General features: G+C 39.0%; 12 protein-coding genes. 10 read left to right on the top strand and 2 right to left on the bottom strand.

What is annotated here, in order from left to right:
- Positions 1-45: 45 nt before the first annotated feature.
- Both cax and SB847_RS19350 read left to right on the top strand, forming a co-directional pair.
- The gene (gene cax / locus SB847_RS19355; RefSeq protein WP_007408511.1) at positions 46-1,101 is read left to right on the top strand and encodes a calcium/proton exchanger; all 1,056 of its coding nucleotides are present in this window, start codon (positions 46-48) and stop codon (positions 1,099-1,101) included.
- A gap of 70 nt (positions 1,102-1,171) precedes the next feature.
- Positions 1,172-1,966: a YfkD famly protein gene (locus SB847_RS19350; protein ID WP_087920754.1), complete on the top strand. Its 795-nt coding sequence runs from the start codon at positions 1,172-1,174 to the stop codon at positions 1,964-1,966.
- Positions 1,967-1,994: 28 nt separating this feature from the next.
- Here the strand turns inward: SB847_RS19350 and SB847_RS19345 are convergent, their stop codons facing one another.
- Positions 1,995-2,828 carry a mechanosensitive ion channel family protein gene (locus SB847_RS19345; protein ID WP_007408513.1) on the bottom strand — a complete coding sequence of 278 codons (834 nt, stop codon included), beginning with the start codon at positions 2,826-2,828 and terminating at the stop codon, positions 1,995-1,997.
- A 6-nt stretch (positions 2,829-2,834) separates the two neighbouring features.
- Positions 2,835-3,956: a radical SAM/CxCxxxxC motif protein YfkAB gene (gene yfkAB, locus SB847_RS19340; protein WP_007610076.1), complete on the bottom strand. Its 1,122-nt coding sequence runs from the start codon at positions 3,954-3,956 to the stop codon at positions 2,835-2,837.
- Between the two features lie 146 nt (positions 3,957-4,102).
- Here yfkAB and SB847_RS19335 point away from each other — a divergent pair, with 146 nt between their 5' ends.
- The 8 genes from SB847_RS19335 to SB847_RS19300 form a co-directional block, all read left to right on the top strand.
- Entirely contained in the window at positions 4,103-4,288 is a 186-nt protein-coding gene (locus tag SB847_RS19335; protein WP_003155558.1) for an SE1561 family protein, read from the top strand.
- A 100-nt stretch (positions 4,289-4,388) separates the two neighbouring features.
- The gene (gene pdaA / locus SB847_RS19330; protein ID WP_014417202.1) at positions 4,389-5,180 is read left to right on the top strand and encodes a delta-lactam-biosynthetic de-N-acetylase; all 792 of its coding nucleotides are present in this window, start codon (positions 4,389-4,391) and stop codon (positions 5,178-5,180) included.
- Positions 5,181-5,391: 211 nt separating this feature from the next.
- Complete coding sequence (locus SB847_RS19325) at positions 5,392-6,312, top strand: ABC transporter ATP-binding protein (protein WP_045206981.1); 921 nt, start codon at positions 5,392-5,394, stop codon at positions 6,310-6,312.
- Positions 6,305-7,042 carry an ABC transporter permease gene (locus tag SB847_RS19320; RefSeq protein WP_045206982.1) on the top strand — a complete coding sequence of 246 codons (738 nt, stop codon included), beginning with the start codon at positions 6,305-6,307 and terminating at the stop codon, positions 7,040-7,042. Before SB847_RS19325 ends, SB847_RS19320 begins: the two co-directional genes overlap by 8 nt.
- Positions 7,043-7,139: 97 nt before the next feature.
- A complete protein-coding gene (locus SB847_RS19315) occupies positions 7,140-7,739 on the top strand; it encodes an undecaprenyl-diphosphatase (protein ID WP_045206983.1) in 600 nt (199 codons plus the stop codon).
- Between the two features lie 259 nt (positions 7,740-7,998).
- Positions 7,999-9,273, top strand: coding sequence for an MFS transporter (locus SB847_RS19310; protein ID WP_045206984.1), 1,275 nt, complete (start codon positions 7,999-8,001; stop codon positions 9,271-9,273).
- A 173-nt stretch (positions 9,274-9,446) separates the two neighbouring features.
- A complete protein-coding gene (locus tag SB847_RS19305) occupies positions 9,447-10,169 on the top strand; it encodes a thioesterase II family protein (RefSeq protein ID WP_045206985.1) in 723 nt (240 codons plus the stop codon).
- Between the two features lie 177 nt (positions 10,170-10,346).
- Positions 10,347-18,039: amino acid adenylation domain-containing protein (locus SB847_RS19300; RefSeq protein ID WP_410564823.1), on the top strand; the 7,693-nt coding region annotated here is incomplete at its 3' end.

The following is an 18,039-nucleotide window of genomic DNA, read 5'->3' as shown; positions in this document are numbered from 1 at the left end:
GAGAAGGATATAAAAGACTCATTCGAAAAAAGGAGCCAGGCAGATATGAATCGGATTTTTTTCTTTACGGCTGCGGCGGGAGTGCCGCTTTCAGTCATCGGCGGCCTGATGCACTGGCCGTCAGCGGTTTTGTTTATTATTTATTGCTTGACGATTATTGCGCTTGCAAGTTATATGGGGAGAGCGACTGAATCTCTTGCCATTATCGCGGGACCGCGGATCGGCGGTCTACTGAATGCCACGTTCGGCAATGCGGTAGAGCTGATTATATCGCTTTTTGCCTTAAAAGAAGGGCTGACGGGCATCGTGCTTGCTTCACTGACCGGTTCGGTGCTCGGCAATCTTCTGCTCGTCGCGGGATTGTCGTTTTTTATCGGCGGTTTGAAATACAAGCGGCAGGAATTCAATATTCATGATGCCCGGCATAATTCCGGCCTGCTGATTTTTGCCATTATCGTTGCTTTTGTCATTCCCGAAGTGTTTTCCATGGATATGGGGGAAAAAAACAAGCTTGATTTGAGTGTCGGCATCAGCATCATCATGATCCTTTTGTACGTGGCGGCTCTTTATTTCAAGCTCGTCACCCACCGCGGTGTTTATCAGCCGAACCAGCCGGAGGCAAAGGAAGAAGAGGAGCAGCCTGAATGGTCGGGGAAAAGAGCGACAGCCGTCTTATTTATTTCAACCATTATCGTCGCCTACATATCTGAAAACCTTGTCCATACGTTTCATGCGGTGGCTGAACAGTTCGGCTGGAGCGAGCTGTTTATCGGAGTGATTATCGTCGCAATCGTCGGAAATGCCGCAGAGCATGCGTCGGCGATTATTATGGCGTACAAAGACAAGATGGATGTCGCCGTTGAAATCGCGGTAGGCTCGACTTTGCAGATCGCCATGTTTGTGGCTCCGGTTCTTGTGATCTGTTCCATCTTTTTTCCGGTCAATATGCCGCTTGTATTCACATTGCCCGAGCTTGTCGCGATGATATCATCCGTCCTTTTGATGACGATGATTTCAAATGACGGTGATTCGAACTGGTTTGAGGGGGCTACGCTCCTTGCCGCTTATGTCATCATGGCGATCGGTTTTTTCCTGCTTTAACCTGTAAAAAATGCGGATAACAACGATTGCGGAGGAAAAGACTAAAGGAAAATGCTATAGAAAGAGTGATATGATGAGAAAGCTGTTTCATGCCACACTGATTCTGCTGTTATCCTTTAGTTTTTTCGCAACGCCGTCTGCCGATGCAAAAAAACCGTTTAAAGTTCCCAACTCTGTCGTAAGCATTTCAAAGGAAAATACGTATCCGAATGCTTCACAGGATCAGCCGATGCTTCAGCCGAGCAAACTGGCGAAGGAATTGTTAGATACATCCGAGATCAACATCGAAAATCCGCATCTGATAAAGATGCTGAATGAATCCTCGGTTTCCGGTTCACCGCTTGCCATCGGATACCGGGCGACAATATTTCTCGGGAAATGGGCGCTCGGCTATCAATCGAACGAAACGGTCGCCAACTGGGAATATAAAAAAATCAACACGAACAGAGCGGATAACCGGGGCGGGCAGCAAACCGCGGTTATCTCATACGCCCAAGAACAGCAATACAAAATCAAAGGCGGGCTCACAGCGAAGGTGCCGAACGCAGAAGACGTAAAAAGCATGATGATGCAAAAAGCGATGAAGAAAACAAAACTGCCGCTCGCGTTTGAAACGGTTATCGGCGCAGGCACAAAACGCGATCAAACCTACAAAATTTCTCCGCAGCGGCTCGGCTACCTGCACGCCTACGCTCCGGCCGTTAATGAAAAAGGAAAAGTAACATACGGTGAAGTGTATTTGGTGCTGAAAGGCAGCAAGCGGAAACTTGTCGTCAAAAATGTGACTTCGCAAGGAATCGGGGCTTGGATTCCGGTGCAGGATCACGTCACATTCGGTTTTCAAATGACAGCGCAGCCGAGATAAATAAAAAAAGCTGATTCCGGTTCGGGAATCAGCTTTTTTGTGTGTGATACATTTCCTCAAGCAATTGCACATTGTTGTTGTACAGCTCCCGGGCAAGAACGCGTCTCACCGCAAGGCTCGCCGAGAAGTATTCTGTGTCTTGAACCATGCCTTTGACGGTAAATTCAATGCCTCTGGTTAATTTGTTCAGGCTCATGATTCCATGCACTTGAAACGGCTCCGTCGCATTGAGAAATTCATCCCGCTTCAGTGAATCGCGAAGCTCATCATTGAGCATGTCGCAGGCTTTTTCTAAGACGGCATATACCCGCTCGGGATCTTCCTTGTAACTGATCACGACGGATTCGGTAATCCGCATAAAATCAATGTTATAGTTTTGAAGCTGTCTGACCTCACCGTTTGAAATGGTAAGCAGCTTGCCGGTCCACTCACGGATCTGGAGGGAACGGAGTCCGATTTCTTCGACTGTGCCGTTGAACAGGTTGTTAATCGTCACGTAATCGCCTTTATGAAGCTGGCGTTCGTATATTAAAAAGACACCGGCCAATATGTCTTTGATTAATGACTGGGCGCCGAAACCGATGACGATACCGGCAACACCCGCCCCGGCTAAAATTCGGCCGAAATCATGAACGAATAAAGAAATGACGTAAAAGATAAAACCGATCGTCGCCGTATACTGGGTGATGGACCGGACGAGGCTTTCAATCGTTTTCCCTTTCCGTTCCTCTAAGAAATCCGTGCGTTTAAATAACACCTGGACAAAGCGGTTGATCAGAAAAACACCGGCGTAAAGCACGAGAGCGACGATGATGATCTCAACCACTTTGCTTTTCAAAATGTCCGTAATTGTTGTTTCCATCTTCTGTTAACCTCTGGCTTTTCGTAATGAAAAATCCGTGTCCTGATAATAACTGTTTTTGACAAGGACGTTCGGTCCGAGGCACCGGACGTTTGTGCAGCGGCAGTTCAGCTCTTTGCTCAGCTTCGTCTGTCTCCACTTGTCATATGCTTCAGGAAGGCTGTCTGTTTTAATATTGCCGAGCGGCGGTGTATCGCCGAAATCCGTGACAATGATATTTCCGTCAAAAATGTTGACATTCAGGCGGGAGCGGCCGTCAGGGTCGTTTCGCACCGTAACGTTTTTCGCTTCCCGCAGGCGGCGGAGGAGCTTCTGGTCTTCTTCATCAGGGCTGCATGCGTAAAACGGGAGCGTACCGAACAGCATCCATGTCTCTTCATCGCGAATGTCGAGCAGATGATGAATGGCCTGTCTCATGTCCGTCAGGCTGAGTGATTCAAGCGCGCTGGCGAAATCACTCGGATACATCGGATGGACTTCGTGCCGCTGGCATTTCATTTCTTCCGTAATCTGCCGGTGAATATGTTCAATATGCGGCAGCGTCCGTTTGTTCAGCATCGTTTCCGCTGAAACCATTACGCCTGCTTCGACAAGCGTGCGGCTGTTTTCAATCATTTTGTCAAAATAGCGCGCCCGCTGTTCAAATGTCGGTTTCTTCTCCATCATCGCAAATCCGATGTCGGCAAAGTCCTCGACCGTTCCCCAGTTGTGTGAAATGTGAAGAACGTCCAAATAAGGAATAATCCGTTCGTAGCGCCCGATATCAAGCGTCAGGTTTGAATTGATCTGTGTACGGACGCCGCGTTCATGCGCATATTTTAAAAGCGGGACGACGTATTCCTTTACCGATTTCAGCGAAAGCATCGGTTCGCCGCCCGTAATGCTGATAGAGCGTAACAGTGGAATTTCATCAAGCCGCTTTAATAAAAGGTCAATCGGCAGCGCATTCGGGTCTTTCGGCTGGAGCGTGTACCCGACGGCGCAGTGCTCGCATCTCATATTGCACAAAGTCGTCGTTGTGAATTCAACGTTCGTCAGTTTCATATCTCCATACTGGTCGACATCCATGTACGCTTCCCAAGGATCGTACTCCGGTGTGATCGGACGCAGTGCTGTGTTTTGTGTCATGACTATCTAACTCCTTTATAAATGGGGCATACTAACGTCTGCCAACTGTTAATTTTAGACCTGATCTGCCAAGATCGCAAGTAGCGGAACCATTGAAAAACGCCAAAAAATACGCTACCATTATAAAAAATGAATGGAGTGGAAGTATGGGGAATGCAGTAAACAGCAAAGATCAGCAGCTCGATTACTTAAAGAACAGACTCGATATGTTTATGAATGTCATTGATTCATTAGACCCTGAATCAACGGATGTTGAAGATATAGACCGGCTCATCGGCATGCTTGATGATCTGGAAGCAAAATACGAACGCTTTAAAAAGGATTGGGAATAAACCCCGGCGGATGCCGGGGTTTTTCTTTTTCCATAATGCGGCTGTATAAAAGGACAGGGCCTACTGCAAAATAAGGAAAAATGCAGAAGGAGTGCTGGTCATGAAATGGTTTTGTTCAATTTGCTGCATGGCCGTTTTACTTGCGGGAGGCATCAACAGCGCAGAGGCCGTTCCGAATGAACGGATAAACTGGGGCTTTAAACGCAGTGTCAATCATCAGCCGCCGGATGCCGGCAGACAGCTGGACAATCTGGTCAAAAAATATGATGCCTTTTATTTGGGCAATACGAAAGAAAAGACCATCTATTTAACGTTTGATAACGGATATGAAAATGGGTACACCCCGAAAGTGCTTGATGTGTTAAAAAAACATCATGTCACGGGCACTTTTTTTGTCACGGGTCATTTTGTGAAAGAGCAGCCTGATTTGATTAAACGGATGTCAAAGGAAGGCCATATCATCGGCAATCATTCTTTTCATCATCCTGATCTGACGACAAAAACGGGCGATCAGATTCAAGACGAACTCGATTCCGTCACGGAAGCTGTGTACAACATTACCGGAAAGCGGGACAACCTGTATCTCCGTCCGCCGCGCGGCGTATTCAGCGAATATGTCCTGAAAGAAACGAAGCGCCTCGGCTACCAAACCGTTTTCTGGTCCGTCGCATTTGTCGACTGGAAGGTTAACGAGCAAAAAGGGAAACAATACGCCTATGATCACATGATAAAGCAGGCGCATCCCGGCGCGATCTACCTTCTTCACACCGTTTCAAAGGACAATTCAGAAGCTCTGGACGATGCCATTACCGATTTGAAAAAAGAAGGCTACACGTTTAAAAGCATTGATGACCTGATGTTTGAGAAAGAAATGAAGCTGCCGTCTTTGTAACGGGAAGCGCCTCATCATATAGTCTTATCTTGATGCAGGCGTCAAAACCCTTACGCCATAAACATCACTGAGATGAAACCTGCTCCCAGTTAAAGGGGGCAGGTTTTTTTTGCCCCTCTAATTAAGAGATAGTTAAGAAATAGTTAATCTCCAGTTAAAAACGCATTCCTATACTATTGTACATAAGCATTAGGAAAGTAGGTCTGGATCAATGCAGGAAATAATTAAAACGACAAATTTAACAAAAGTTTATGGAAAACAAAAGTCAGTTGATAACCTCAACATAACAGTTAATGAAGGAGATATTTACGGGTTTCTTGGGAGAAACGGGGCAGGTAAAACAACGACTATAAGAATGCTGCTGGGGCTGATAAAGCCTACTCATGGAAAGATTGAGATATTCGGTGAGGATTTACATACGAATAAGAAAGACATTCTAAAAAGAATTGGTTCAATTGTAGAAGTACCTGGATTCTATGGAAACCTCACTGCTAAAGAAAACCTTGAAATAAATGCCAGGATCGTTGGAATTCACAAAAAAAATGCAATTGAAGAAGCATTAGAAATTGTGGGATTAGAGAATGAAACCAAAAAGCTTGTAGGCAAATACTCTTTAGGAATGAAGCAAAGACTTGGCATCGCCCGATCTCTTCTTCATTATCCGGAATTACTAATATTAGATGAACCGACGAATGGTTTAGATCCGATTGGGATTAAAGAGATGAGAAGGCTCATTAAAACATTAGCTGAAGAAAGAAAAATTACTCTGCTGATATCGAGCCATATCCTGTCTGAGATTGAACAATTAGTTGATCATTTGGGCATTATTCACGAGGGAAAACTGTTAGAGGAAACCGAATTTGATACTCTCCGGAAGAGAAATCGAAAGTTTCTTGAGTTTCAAGTTTCGAATGATAATAAAGCTGCGATGCTTTTAGAGAAACATTTTCAGATCTTTGACTACGAAGTACATGGTGACGGAATTCTCCGCATTTTCTCGCATATTGGACAACAGGGAGCGATTAATAAATTACTTGTTCAGAACGATATTGAGGTGTTTAAAATTTTGATGAGTGAAGACCGTCTGGAGGATTATTTCACAAAATTGGTTGGGGGTGGAACCATTGGTTAATCTGTTATATGCAGAGTTACTAAAACTCAGAAGGTCTGCGATGCTTCTAATAAGTACGATAGGAGCTTCGGTCGTTCCATTTATGGTTGTCGTTGCATCCTATGTACAGATAAAGACTGAGAATCCCGCTCCTGTCATAAAATTTCATGAACTTTTCAGCAACGCTAACTTATATACAGTCTTGGTAGTGGGGGTTCCGTTGTATGGAGTTGTTGCCGCTTATATTTTTAACAGGGAATACATGGATGATACACTGAAAAACCTTTTAACCATACCCGTTTCCAGAATCAATCTGATACTTAGTAAACTATTGCTGCTATTTATCTGGATATTCTTTTTAACTTTAGTTGCGTGGGGGCTTACTTTATTACTGGGTGTGATCTTGCAATTCCCGGGTCTCAGCCAATCACTCGTACTCAAATCATTTTTGCACTTTGCAATTGGGGGAGTTTTACTATTTGTTTTATCAACACCTATTGTTCTGATCACAGTTGTTCTAAAGAATTACGTACCCACCATTATTTTTACAATCCTAATTACTTTGATAAATATTATGACAGCTAACTCAGAACACAGAGGATTGTTCCCATGGGCAGCGGCCGGAGATATTTCAATGAATACGCTTCTCTCTACTTATCCTCCGGAATACTCCTATTTGGGAATTGCTTTAGTCTCAATAGTAGGATTTGTTTCCTTAATAATCTATTTTAACAAGGTGGATATACATTAGTTTTTATAAATGCTTTCAAGTGAAAAGCAGATTGTTTGCGGTTCGCACAAATCACTTACATGTATAAATGAGATTTTTAAATAGGAGGATGATATAAATGTCTTTATCAGAGCAGAATATTGCCGCTTTTCGTGCTGTAAACGATTTGGGTAAAGAATTTCCATTTCTAAACTCAGCAATGGTCATACTTGCTGAATATGCAGTGTTTATTTTAGCACTCGTTATGCTTGTTTTCTGGTTTACCCGAAATGATAGAAACAGAATGATGGTCATACAGGCGGGAGTGGCATTCATTATAGCAGAGATGATCGGGAAAATTGCCGGTCAACTCTATTCCAATCATCAACCATTTGCAGTTCTTTCAAATGTTAACAAACTGGTAGATCATGCGGTGGATAATTCATTTCCAAGCGATCACACCATCCTATTCTTTTCTATCTCATTTTCTTTTTGGCTTGTATATAAAAAAACAGGCTGGATCTGGATCATATTTGCGCTTAGTGTAGCTGTTTCACGCATATGGGTAGGTGTACACTATCCTTTCGATGTTGCTGCAGGAGCTCTTTTTGGAATTATATCAGCTGTGTTATCGTATTGGATTGTACCAAGGCTTGCATTGACTAAAAAAGTTCTAACTATTTATGAAAAGGGCGAAGGGTATATTTTACCTCGAAAAGAGAGGTCCAAAGATTTTTAGGCAGAATAAAAACACCTGTATGAACCAGGTGTTTTTATTTGTTCAAAAACCAAAAATGAAATGGGTAGTTTGACTCTGTACATTGTAGTTGATAAGACTTAATTATCAATTGTCTTTTCTGTCTAGTAATTAAATAACATTTTTGCAATAATATAGCTACATCCTATCTGATCACTTTGTTTCAAGACCATGCGGAAATTTATTGGTTACTTTTTCCTTTATTTTAAATACTTTGGATCTTATGAAACGAGGAATGTAGATGAAAATCATGATATCTCTTCTTAAAAATAGGAATTATTTAAAACTATTCCTTGCCTCCTTCACCTCGCAAATGGGAGGGACCATAGGTATAACCGCCCTTATGTTTTACCTTCTTCATCAGTATTCTAAACAGCCATCTTATGCCACTATGACTGAACTCATGTTATCCTTGCCCGCTTTGGCTGTATTTTTTCTTGTAGGTGTATTTGCAGACCGCCTTGACAGACAACTAATCGCCAAGAATTGTGATTGGATCTGTGCTGTGTTATCCGTTTTGTTATTCTTTGCTTTAGTTATAGATGTGATGCCAATAGTCTTTATGCTGCTCTTTTTAAGAGGAGCTGTAAAAAGCTTTTTTTACCCAGCCCAATCCTCAATTATACAAGGGATATTAAACGAAAAAGAGTATCCCACGGCAGCTGGATTGAATCAAATGGTTGCCAGCTTATTTGTACTCTTTGGCAGCGGGATCGGGATATTCAGTTATTGGGCAATTGGTATCGAAGGTGCGATTCTAATTGATGCATTCAGTTTCTTTATAAGCGGATTGCTTATACACTTTTGCAATATATCTGAAGACATTAGGTTGCCGAATGGAAAGCACTCATTCAAGGACTTAAAAATCCTGCTTGTTTTGAGTGATTTTAAAAAAGGCTTAATTTATATAAAAACACACAAATTGCTTCTTTGTCTTGTTTCAGGGTTTATTGTATTTGGAATTTTAAATGGGGGATTATCCGTCATGCAGGTCTTTATCTTAAAGTATAAGCTTACCCCAGTAAATTATGAAGAAATATCTATCATATTGGGGATTGTATTTGGATCAGGAGTTCTGGCTGGAAGCTTTCTCGCGTCAAGTCTTTCACATAAATTAAAGCTTCAAACCATGCTGATTTTAGCTCTGCTGACTGCAGGGGGAGCAACTATTATAAGTTCTTTTGTAAATAGTGTGTGGCTTTATATGATATGTACAGCCGGAGTGGCATTGGCAATACCTATGATTAATGTAGCTATAGGAGGATGGATCCCAAAAATTATTGATCCAAAGATGATGGGAAGGGTCCAAGGATGTATTAACCCATTAATGATGTTTTCCCAGTCCTTAACACTTCTTTTCATTGCTTCACTTTATCCGGTTGTTTTAACAGTTGAGTCACTATTTTGGCTGGTAGGAGGATGTTTAGTACTTGTTGGTTTCTTTTATATGCTAGTGCTGCCAAGATTCAGCGCCAGCTCAGTTAATAACACCGCCAAGCAAAACGTTAATAGTTAAACAATTTCAACCCCTTGTTAAAAAATCCCTGGTAAGAAACATCATATACAGCGGTCTTCCTGAAGAGATATTGATAAAGCCATATCCCAACAGATAAATCAGATGACAGCTTGTTATTCGCTATATTGGTTAAACAATTTTATTCTTAATAACTAAATCTAAGGAGGAGCTTAATGTTATTATTTTGTCTGCCTTATGCTGGAGGATCGGAAGCCATTTATTATAAATGGAGTCAATATTTAAACCAATCTATTAAATTGTGTCCAGTAGCCTTAAAAGGGAGAGGGAAGAGATTCAACGAGCCATTTTATGAGTGTTTAGAAGAAGCAATCGAAGATATTTTTGAAAGTATTAAGGGCAAGTTGAAAGAGAACGAATATGCCATCTTCGGACACAGCATGGGCAGTTTATTGGCTTATGAGCTTTATTATAAAATTAAGAGAATGGGTTTCCGTCAGCCAAAGCATATTTTTTTATCTGGGCACAGATCTCCTGACATGAAGAAAAAAGAGATTATATACAAATTACCTAATAAACAATTTAAAAAGAAAATTATTGAACTGGGAGGAACTCCGGAAGAACTGTTAAATAATGATGAATTGTTTGATGTATTTATTCCAGTATTAAAAAGCGATTTGAAAATGGTGGAAACTTATGAATACAAGGAAAAGAAAGAAAAAATATCTTGTAACATATCTATATTAAATGGGGTAAACGATACAATAGCGCTTGAAAATCTTACGAGTTGGAAAAATCACACTGACAAATCGTTTCGATTGTATCATTTTGAGGGAAATCACTTTTTTATTCATCACAATGCTGAGAAAATTGCTGCTCTCATTAACCAAACTTTGGTCTTAGGAAAGGAAAACGAAGGTCAAATGTTATTCACATAATCATTCTGAATAATGTTATGAGCATAATGTTATGAGCGTATACTTCTATTTAAAATTGAATAAAAAATTCACAATATTGACAAAAATGAAATGAGATCATCCCAATGTAGAAACTCTATTCAATAGTTCTGATTGATGACTAAAATTCCTTTAAATAAAAAAGGCGGGGAAATGTATATGTTAATTGGAAATAGTAAGAGTGAAACTGATTCAGTTCTGCCCTATGGATACAACGATACGAAAACCGATTATCCCAAAACTGTGACTATCAATCAATTGTTTGAAGAGCAGGCGAGAATGAATCCAGATCATATAGCTATCGTTTACGGAAGTCAGCAGATTACATACAAAGAGCTTAATGAACAATCAAACCAAATTGCAAAAATATTGAGACGTAAGGGTGTTAGCCGTTCAGAAATTGTTGGTTTGATGACTGACCGTTCACTTGAAATGATTATCGGAATGATTGGTATTTTAAAGTCCGGCGGAGCATACTTGCCAATAGATCCTGAGTCACCGCAACAAAGGATTAATCATATGCTGAACGATACAAATGCCAAACTATTATTGACCCAGGGAAAGTACCTTGCTTCAATTCAAAATGATATAGAAATTATTAATTTAAATGATGATTATTCTGAGGAAGACAATGCTGATGTTGAAAAAATAAATGGCTCCAACGACACTGCTTATATAATTTATACTTCCGGTTCAACAGGCGTTCCCAAAGGAGTAGTTATTTCGCATTATAATGCAATACGGGTGGTAAGAAATACAAATTATATTACAATCAACGAAAATGATATTATCCTCCAACTTTCAAATTTTTCTTTTGATGGCTCAGTTTTTGATATATTCGGTGCTTTGTTAAATGGTGCAAAACTGGTACTTGTAGATAAAGATACTGTTGTGAACATAAAAAAGCTTGGCGCTCTGATAAAACACGAAAATATAAGTATTATGTTTGTTACTACGGCTCTGTTTAACGTACTAGTCGATTTAGACATCAGCTGTCTTAAGAATATTAGAAAAATATTATTCGGCGGGGAAAGAGTGTCAATTTCCCATGCTAAAAAGGCTTTGGATTTTTTAGGGAGAGATAAAATTATCCACGTTTATGGCCCGACAGAAAGCACAGTGTTTACCACATATTACTTCATTAATGAGATTTGTAATGAAGATAAAACCATTCCGATCGGAAAACCTTTGTCAAATACATCTGTTTATATACTAGATGAAGAGAGGAACCTTCTTCCAGCGGGTGAAGTTGGGGAGCTATGTATTTCTGGAGATGGTTTAAGCAAAGGATATTTGAATAATGAGAAACTAAATTTGGAAAAATTTGTTTCAAACCCTCTTGAACAAGGTGAAACATTATATCTTACAGGGGATTTAGCCAAATGGTTACCTGATGGTAATATTGAATTTATTGGAAGGAAGGACCATCAAGTAAAGATCCGCGGTTTTCGAATTGAACTTGGGGAAATACAAAATCAGCTGATTCAACATGAAAGTGTAAAGGATTCAATTGTAATTGTTAAAGAAGAAGAAGGACATCCTAGTTATTTGGCTGCTTACATCACTACCAATAAAGAGGTTTCGGTTGACGACTTAAGACTTTTTTTGTCAGAAAATCTACCAGAATATATGATTCCTGCTTATTTCACTCATTTAGATCACTTTCCCCTAACCGCTAATGGGAAAATAGACAAAAAGGCACTGCCTGAGCCTGATACTGGTAGCACATCTGCTGAGTACGAAGCACCGCAAACAGACACAGAAAAGCAATTAGTTGAGTTTTGGCAGCAAATATTAAAAATAAAAAGAATTGGTGTAAATGATCGTTTTGCTTTGCTTGGAGGTCATTCATTACATGCAATGGAATTTCTATCTGCTATCCACGAAAAAATGAATGTAAATCTTTCCTTAAAGGATCTTTTTAGACTTTCAACAATAAAAGAGATAAGCAAGTATGTAGAAGAAAACAAAGGTGTTCAAATAGAACAAAAATACTTTAGCGATAAGACGGATCTAACTAATATACACAAGCCATTTCCTCTTACAGGAATTCAGCTGGCCTATTTAATAGGCAGAGATGCAACTTTTGAAATCGGAGGATCTGCAACAAATCTAACGGTCGAATTTGAGATGGATGTCGAAATAGACAGATTCAATCTAGCTTTGCAGAAGCTGATTGACAGACATTCTATTTTGAGGACCATTATTTTTGAGAATGGGACTCAACGAATACTTCAAGACGAAGTTTTTTATTCTGTTGAACCTGTTGACCTGTCAGAAGCCAATGAGCAACAAATAGAAGAGAGCATATTGTCTGTACGGAATCACATGATTTCTAAAATTATTGATCCTGCTCAGTGGCCGTTATTTGAGCTGAAAGCATTTATTTTGCCTAACAAGAAAAAGTATTTCTGTTTAAATATAGACCCTTTAATTTGTGATGACAGCAGCATGAAAATTTTGATAAAAGAATTTAAACAATTTTACGATAATCCTCTTCTGGATTTATCGGAGTTATCCTACAATTTCAGAGATTATGTTTTAGCATCCAATAAATTTAAGCGTTCTTCTTTATATAAAAAGGATGAAAAGTATTGGATGAGTAAATTGGACGAGTTTCCAAGCGCCCCTGCATTGCCTTTAAAATGCAAACCATCGGAAATTATAAAGCCAAGGTTTAATAAGTACTCAGAATTTCTTGAGAAAGAAAAATGGAGCAAATTAAAATTGCAGGCAAGAAATAGAGATCTTACACCTACATCTGTGCTATGCGCAGCTTATGCATATGTTTTAGCATATTGGAGTAACCAAAGTCATTTTGCTGTGAACTTAACGGTCTTTAATAGACTGCCGTTCCACGAAGATGTTAAAAAGATGGTCGGTGACTTTACTACCTTAATGCTGCTGGATATTAATTCTGATAGTGCGATGGATTCTTTCTGGGATTTTGCTGCTGCTGTACAAGACACTCTCTTGGAAGCTCTTGAACACAGACACTTTGACGGAGTAGACTTCATTAGATCAATCGGTAAGAAGCACCAAACGAATAAACAAGCTATTATGCCTATCGTTTTTACTAGTGTATTAAGTGAAAACGCTGAAGATTCTTTTGATCAGCTGGTTGATTTTGAAAGCATTAAATTCTTTAGTACCAGAACGTCTCAAGTCTACATTGATAATCAAGTTTATGAATTAAACGGCGGCTTGTATATAACCTGGGATTATGTAGAGCAGTTATTTGATGCCAAAATAATGGAGTCTATGTTTGAACAGTTTATCGGTATATTGCATCAAGTCATATCAGATGATCGAGTAAAGGAAATTGAAATCGACCAAATCAGTCTAAGCCTTATTGAAAATTACAATGACACTAACAAAAAGCTGGACACTTGTACGCTTCATGAAATGTTTATGAAGCGGGCAAAACTTGTGCCCCAAAATATAGCTGTGGTTCATCACAATGAATCCATAACCTATAAAGAACTAGATGAAAAATCAAATCAAATTGCAAGATACCTGATCGATAAAGGTGTGCAAAAAGGAGAATATATAGGTGTTTTAGGAGAACGGTGCATAGACACTGTCGTCAATCTCCTGGGAGTTTTAAAATCCGGTGCTGCCTATATACCGCTTGATCCGGATTATCCTGAAGATCGAAAAGAATACATCAAAGAAAAAAGCAAATGCAGTTTCTTTTTAACACCTAGTATTTATAGAGATGAATGTATTAATAATTTCTCCATTAATAAGCCAGACTTGAATACCACTGAATCAGATATGGCCTATGTCATTTTTACATCTGGCAGTACAGGCAAGCCTAAAGGTGTTCAAATCACACATGGAGCTGCCGCAAATACCATTATAGATATCAATGAAAAATTCAAAGTTTCTGAAGAAGATCGAATTTTGGGAATTTCCTCTTTTTGTTTTGATCTGTCTGTCTATGATGTTTTTGGTTCACTAAGTGCAGGGGCATCTCTTGTTCTTATAGATGATCAAAGAGACGTTAATCAATTAAAACATGCTTTAGAAAAAGAGCGAATTACGGTATGGAATTCAGTGCCTGCCATTATGGAGCTGACAGTTGAGCTTTATGATTCCATTGAAAAAAACCGGGATTTAAGAATAGTAATGCTTAGCGGAGACTGGATTCCGTTGGATCTTCCAGAGAAAATCCAAAAAACATTTGAGAATGCAAAAGCTATTAGTTTAGGCGGAGCAACAGAAGGTTCTATCTGGTCTATTTATTTCCCTATAGAAGAGGTAAAGAAAACTTGGAAAAGCATACCTTATGGCAGACCGTTGGCAAATCAGAAAATCTACGTATTGAATCAGAATCGCCAATTATGCCCGGCTGGAGTAGAGGGAGAATTATATATAGGCGGCTTAGGAGTAGCAAGTGGGTATATTAATGATATGGAAAAAACCAACTCTTCATTCATTATGCATGATGAGCTTGGTTACATTTATAAAACCGGAGACCATGGCATCTTAAATGAGGAAGGTTATATAGACTTTTTGGGCAGAAAAGACAGTCAAGTAAAGATCAGGGGGTATAGAGTAGAATTAGGTGAAATTGAAAACTGTCTAATTACACACAAGGATGTAATAAAGACGGTTGTGATGGATTTTAAGAATGAACAAGGCATGAAAAATATTTATGCGTTTGTCATTTCACGAAATAATTTTAATGCAAGCGAGCTAAAACTTTATTTGCAAAACATGCTGCCGGATTATATGATTCCAGCAAATTTCTTTCGAATAGACAAAATCCCTTTAACAGTTAACGGGAAAGTGAATAGAAGTATTTTGAAGGAATACCTGGAAAACCAAGAAATAAATGAAGTTGCTGCTGCCAGCCTTCAGGCAGAAAGTGGAACTCAAGAAGAATTGCTCGAAATTTGGAAAGATATTTTTGGAATGAAGCAGATAGGAATAGATACTAACTTTTACGAAATAGGTGGAGATTCATTAAAAGCGATTGCCATAATAACAGAAATAAAAAAGAGAATGAATATTGAGGTGCCAATTGGTGAAATCTTTAAAAATGATTCTGTAATAGCGTTAGATCACTATTTGACGGCCAATCAATATTTAACTCATCAAAATACAATTGAAAGGGCACCAAAAAAAGAGTTTTACGCTACTTCACCTATGCAAAAAAGAATGTATATGCTTTCTATGATGGAAGACGAAAGAGGAGCGTATCATATTCCTATGGCATTGCTAGTGAAAGGTGAAATTGATTTATACAGACTGGAGAATGCTTTTAAACAGTTTATTGATAGGCACGAGATCCTCAGAACAGGATTTGAATTAAAAAGCAATGAGTTGATTCAAAAGGTTTATAACCATGTTGATTTTAAATTGGAATTTGAAAAACCAACATTAACAGAAAATGACTCAATAAAGGATTTAACCAGTCATTATTGTAAGCAATCAATTGCTCCTTTCGACCTGAGTAAACCCCCTCTAATGAGAGCGAAAATAATTATGATTGGCAAGAATAAACATATAGTAGTGGTGAATTTCCATCATATTATTTCAGATGGTGCATCTCAGGGTATTCTCGTGAATGAGATTTGGGATTTGTATCATAATAAGAATCTGTTTGAGTTGAACGTTCAATATAAGGACTTTGTCGAGTGGGAAAATAAATATAAACAATCTAAAGAAATCAAAAAACAAAAAGAGTATTGGTTGGATGTTTATCGGGATTTACCTCCCAAATTGGAATTACCTTATGATTACAAAAGAGCTATTGTGGATACTACTGAGGGCGCTTCTATGTATATCCGCCTTGATAACAGCCTAGCTAAAAAAGTAAGGTTCATTGCTAAGGAAACCGGAACTACTTTATACATGCTTATGTTAAGTGCTTATTACATTCTGTTAAACAAATATACCGGTGAATCGGATATTGTTGTCGGAACAGCTTCATCAGGAAGAATCCATAAAGATTTACAAGATGTTTTTGGAGTTTTTGTTAATACTATCGCATTAAGGAATAATGTCGACAGTGTGAAAAGTTTTAAAGACTTCTTAGAGCAGGTCAAAGAGAATACAATTGCTGCTTTTGAAAACTCAGAATATCAGTTTGATGAGCTGGTCCGCAGCATAGATTACAAAAGAGACTCTAATAAAAACCCTCTATTCGATACGATGTTCGTATTAGAGGATGCTAAATTGTTCACAAAAGAATCCGAAAATCTAATGATTAGCCCTATTACCTTTGACCTGGATAACGCAAAATTTGATTTAACTTTTAATGTATTAGACTTTGAAGAAGACATTATACTTAATATTGAATATAGGACTGGATTATTTAAAGCTAATACAATAGAAAGAATTTCAGAAACTTATATCAATATATTAAAAGGAACTACGAAAAACATTGATACTGTATTAAATGATATCGATATCTTTTCCGAAGAAGACAAAATGATATTGCTGCATCATTCTAATACTCAGTTAATGGAGTTTCCTCAAAATAAACCGATTCATCGTTTGTTTGAAGAGCAAGTGAAGCAGACTCCAGACAATGTGGCAGTTGTTTTTGAAGGTATAAAACTCACATATCGTGAGCTAAATGAAAAATCAAATCAATTAGCAGTCTTATTAAGAGAAAAGGGAGTTGAGCCAAATAGCTTAGTAAGTTTAATGGTTGAACGCTCTTTAGATGTAATAGTCGGAATGTTAGGGATCTTAAAGGCAGGAGGAGCCTATTTGCCGATTGATCCTGCATACCCGGCAGAACGAATCAAATATATCCTCAAAGACAGTCAAACAAAACTGCTTTTAACTAACTCTAAACTGATTGAAGAAACGGGTTTAGAAGACATGTTTGATATCGAAGCAATTGACATGCATGCAAACTCATTATCAGAATATCAAACTGAAAATTTACTTATTGAGAACACAGGCAAGGATTTAGTGTATGTCATTTATACCTCAGGCTCTACTGGAAATCCTAAGGGGGTAATGATAGAGCATCAATCCCTGGTGAACTTATGCCATTGGCATAACTCATACAATACGGTAAGTGAAAATGATAACAGTGCAGTTTATGCAAGCATGAGTTTTGATGCTTTCATTTGGGAGGTTTTCCCTTATATAATTTCGGGTGCTTCTATTCATATCATAAGTGATGATTTAAAACTCGATGCCGGTAAACTAAATCAATATTTTAACGATCATCATATTTCCATTAGCTTTTTGCCTACACAAATGTGTGAACAGTTTATGAGACTAAAGAATACTTCTTTAAGAAGGCTGCTTACAGGCGGAGATAAACTTAATCAATTTAATCATCAAAACTATCAAATTATCAATAATTACGGTCCCACGGAAAATACCGTAGTTACGACGAGCTATATAGTAAATGATCATTTTAATAACATTCCGATTGGAAAGCCTATCTCAAATAACAAAGTATATATTTTAGATCAAAATAACTGCCTTGTGCCAGTGGGAGTGCCGGGAGAGCTTTGCGTGAGCGGGGCTGGTCTTGCGCGGGGATACTTAAACAGACCGGAGCTTACGGCAGAAAAATTCGTTCCAAATCCATTTCTTCCAGGGGAACGGATGTACCGGACAGGCGATCTTGCACGATTGCTTCCTGACGGGAATATCGAGTTCCTTGGCCGGATTGACCATCAGGTGAAAATTCGCGGCTACCGCATTGAGCTCGGTGAAATTGAGAACCGGCTGCTGAAGCTGCCGATGGTAAGAGAAGCTGTTGTCATCTCGCGGGAAGACAAGGATCATCAGGCGTATCTTTGTGCGTACGTTGTTCTTGAGAGCCCGGCAGCTGAATCCGTCAAAGAAATCCGTTCCCAGCTTGCAAATGAGC

Origin of the sequence: Bacillus sp. SIMBA_026, assembly GCF_046535335.1 — a bacterium.
GTDB classification, from domain to species: domain Bacteria; phylum Bacillota; class Bacilli; order Bacillales; family Bacillaceae; genus Bacillus; species Bacillus velezensis.
The sequence above is the reverse complement of the archived record's forward strand: the minus strand, read 5'-3'. Positions and strand labels throughout refer to the sequence as shown.

Bases quoted from the DNA above. Each gene is read 5' to 3' on its own strand.
- pdaA (WP_014417202.1), top strand. From the start codon at position 4,389: ATGAAATGGTTTTGTTCAATTTGCTGCATGGCCGTTTTACTTGCGGGA.
- SB847_RS19310 (WP_045206984.1), top strand. From the start codon at position 7,999: ATGAAAATCATGATATCTCTTCTTAAAAATAGGAATTATTTAAAACTA.
- SB847_RS19325 (WP_045206981.1), top strand. From the start codon at position 5,392: ATGCAGGAAATAATTAAAACGACAAATTTAACAAAAGTTTATGGAAAA.
- SB847_RS19305 (WP_045206985.1), top strand. From the start codon at position 9,447: ATGTTATTATTTTGTCTGCCTTATGCTGGAGGATCGGAAGCCATTTAT.
- SB847_RS19315 (WP_045206983.1), top strand. From the start codon at position 7,140: ATGTCTTTATCAGAGCAGAATATTGCCGCTTTTCGTGCTGTAAACGAT.
- yfkAB (WP_007610076.1), bottom strand. From the start codon at position 3,956: ATGACACAAAACACAGCACTGCGTCCGATCACACCGGAGTACGATCCT.
- SB847_RS19345 (WP_007408513.1), bottom strand. From the start codon at position 2,828: ATGGAAACAACAATTACGGACATTTTGAAAAGCAAAGTGGTTGAGATC.
- SB847_RS19335 (WP_003155558.1), top strand. From the start codon at position 4,103: ATGGGGAATGCAGTAAACAGCAAAGATCAGCAGCTCGATTACTTAAAG.
- SB847_RS19350 (WP_087920754.1), top strand. From the start codon at position 1,172: ATGATGAGAAAGCTGTTTCATGCCACACTGATTCTGCTGTTATCCTTT.
- cax (WP_007408511.1), top strand. From the start codon at position 46: ATGAATCGGATTTTTTTCTTTACGGCTGCGGCGGGAGTGCCGCTTTCA.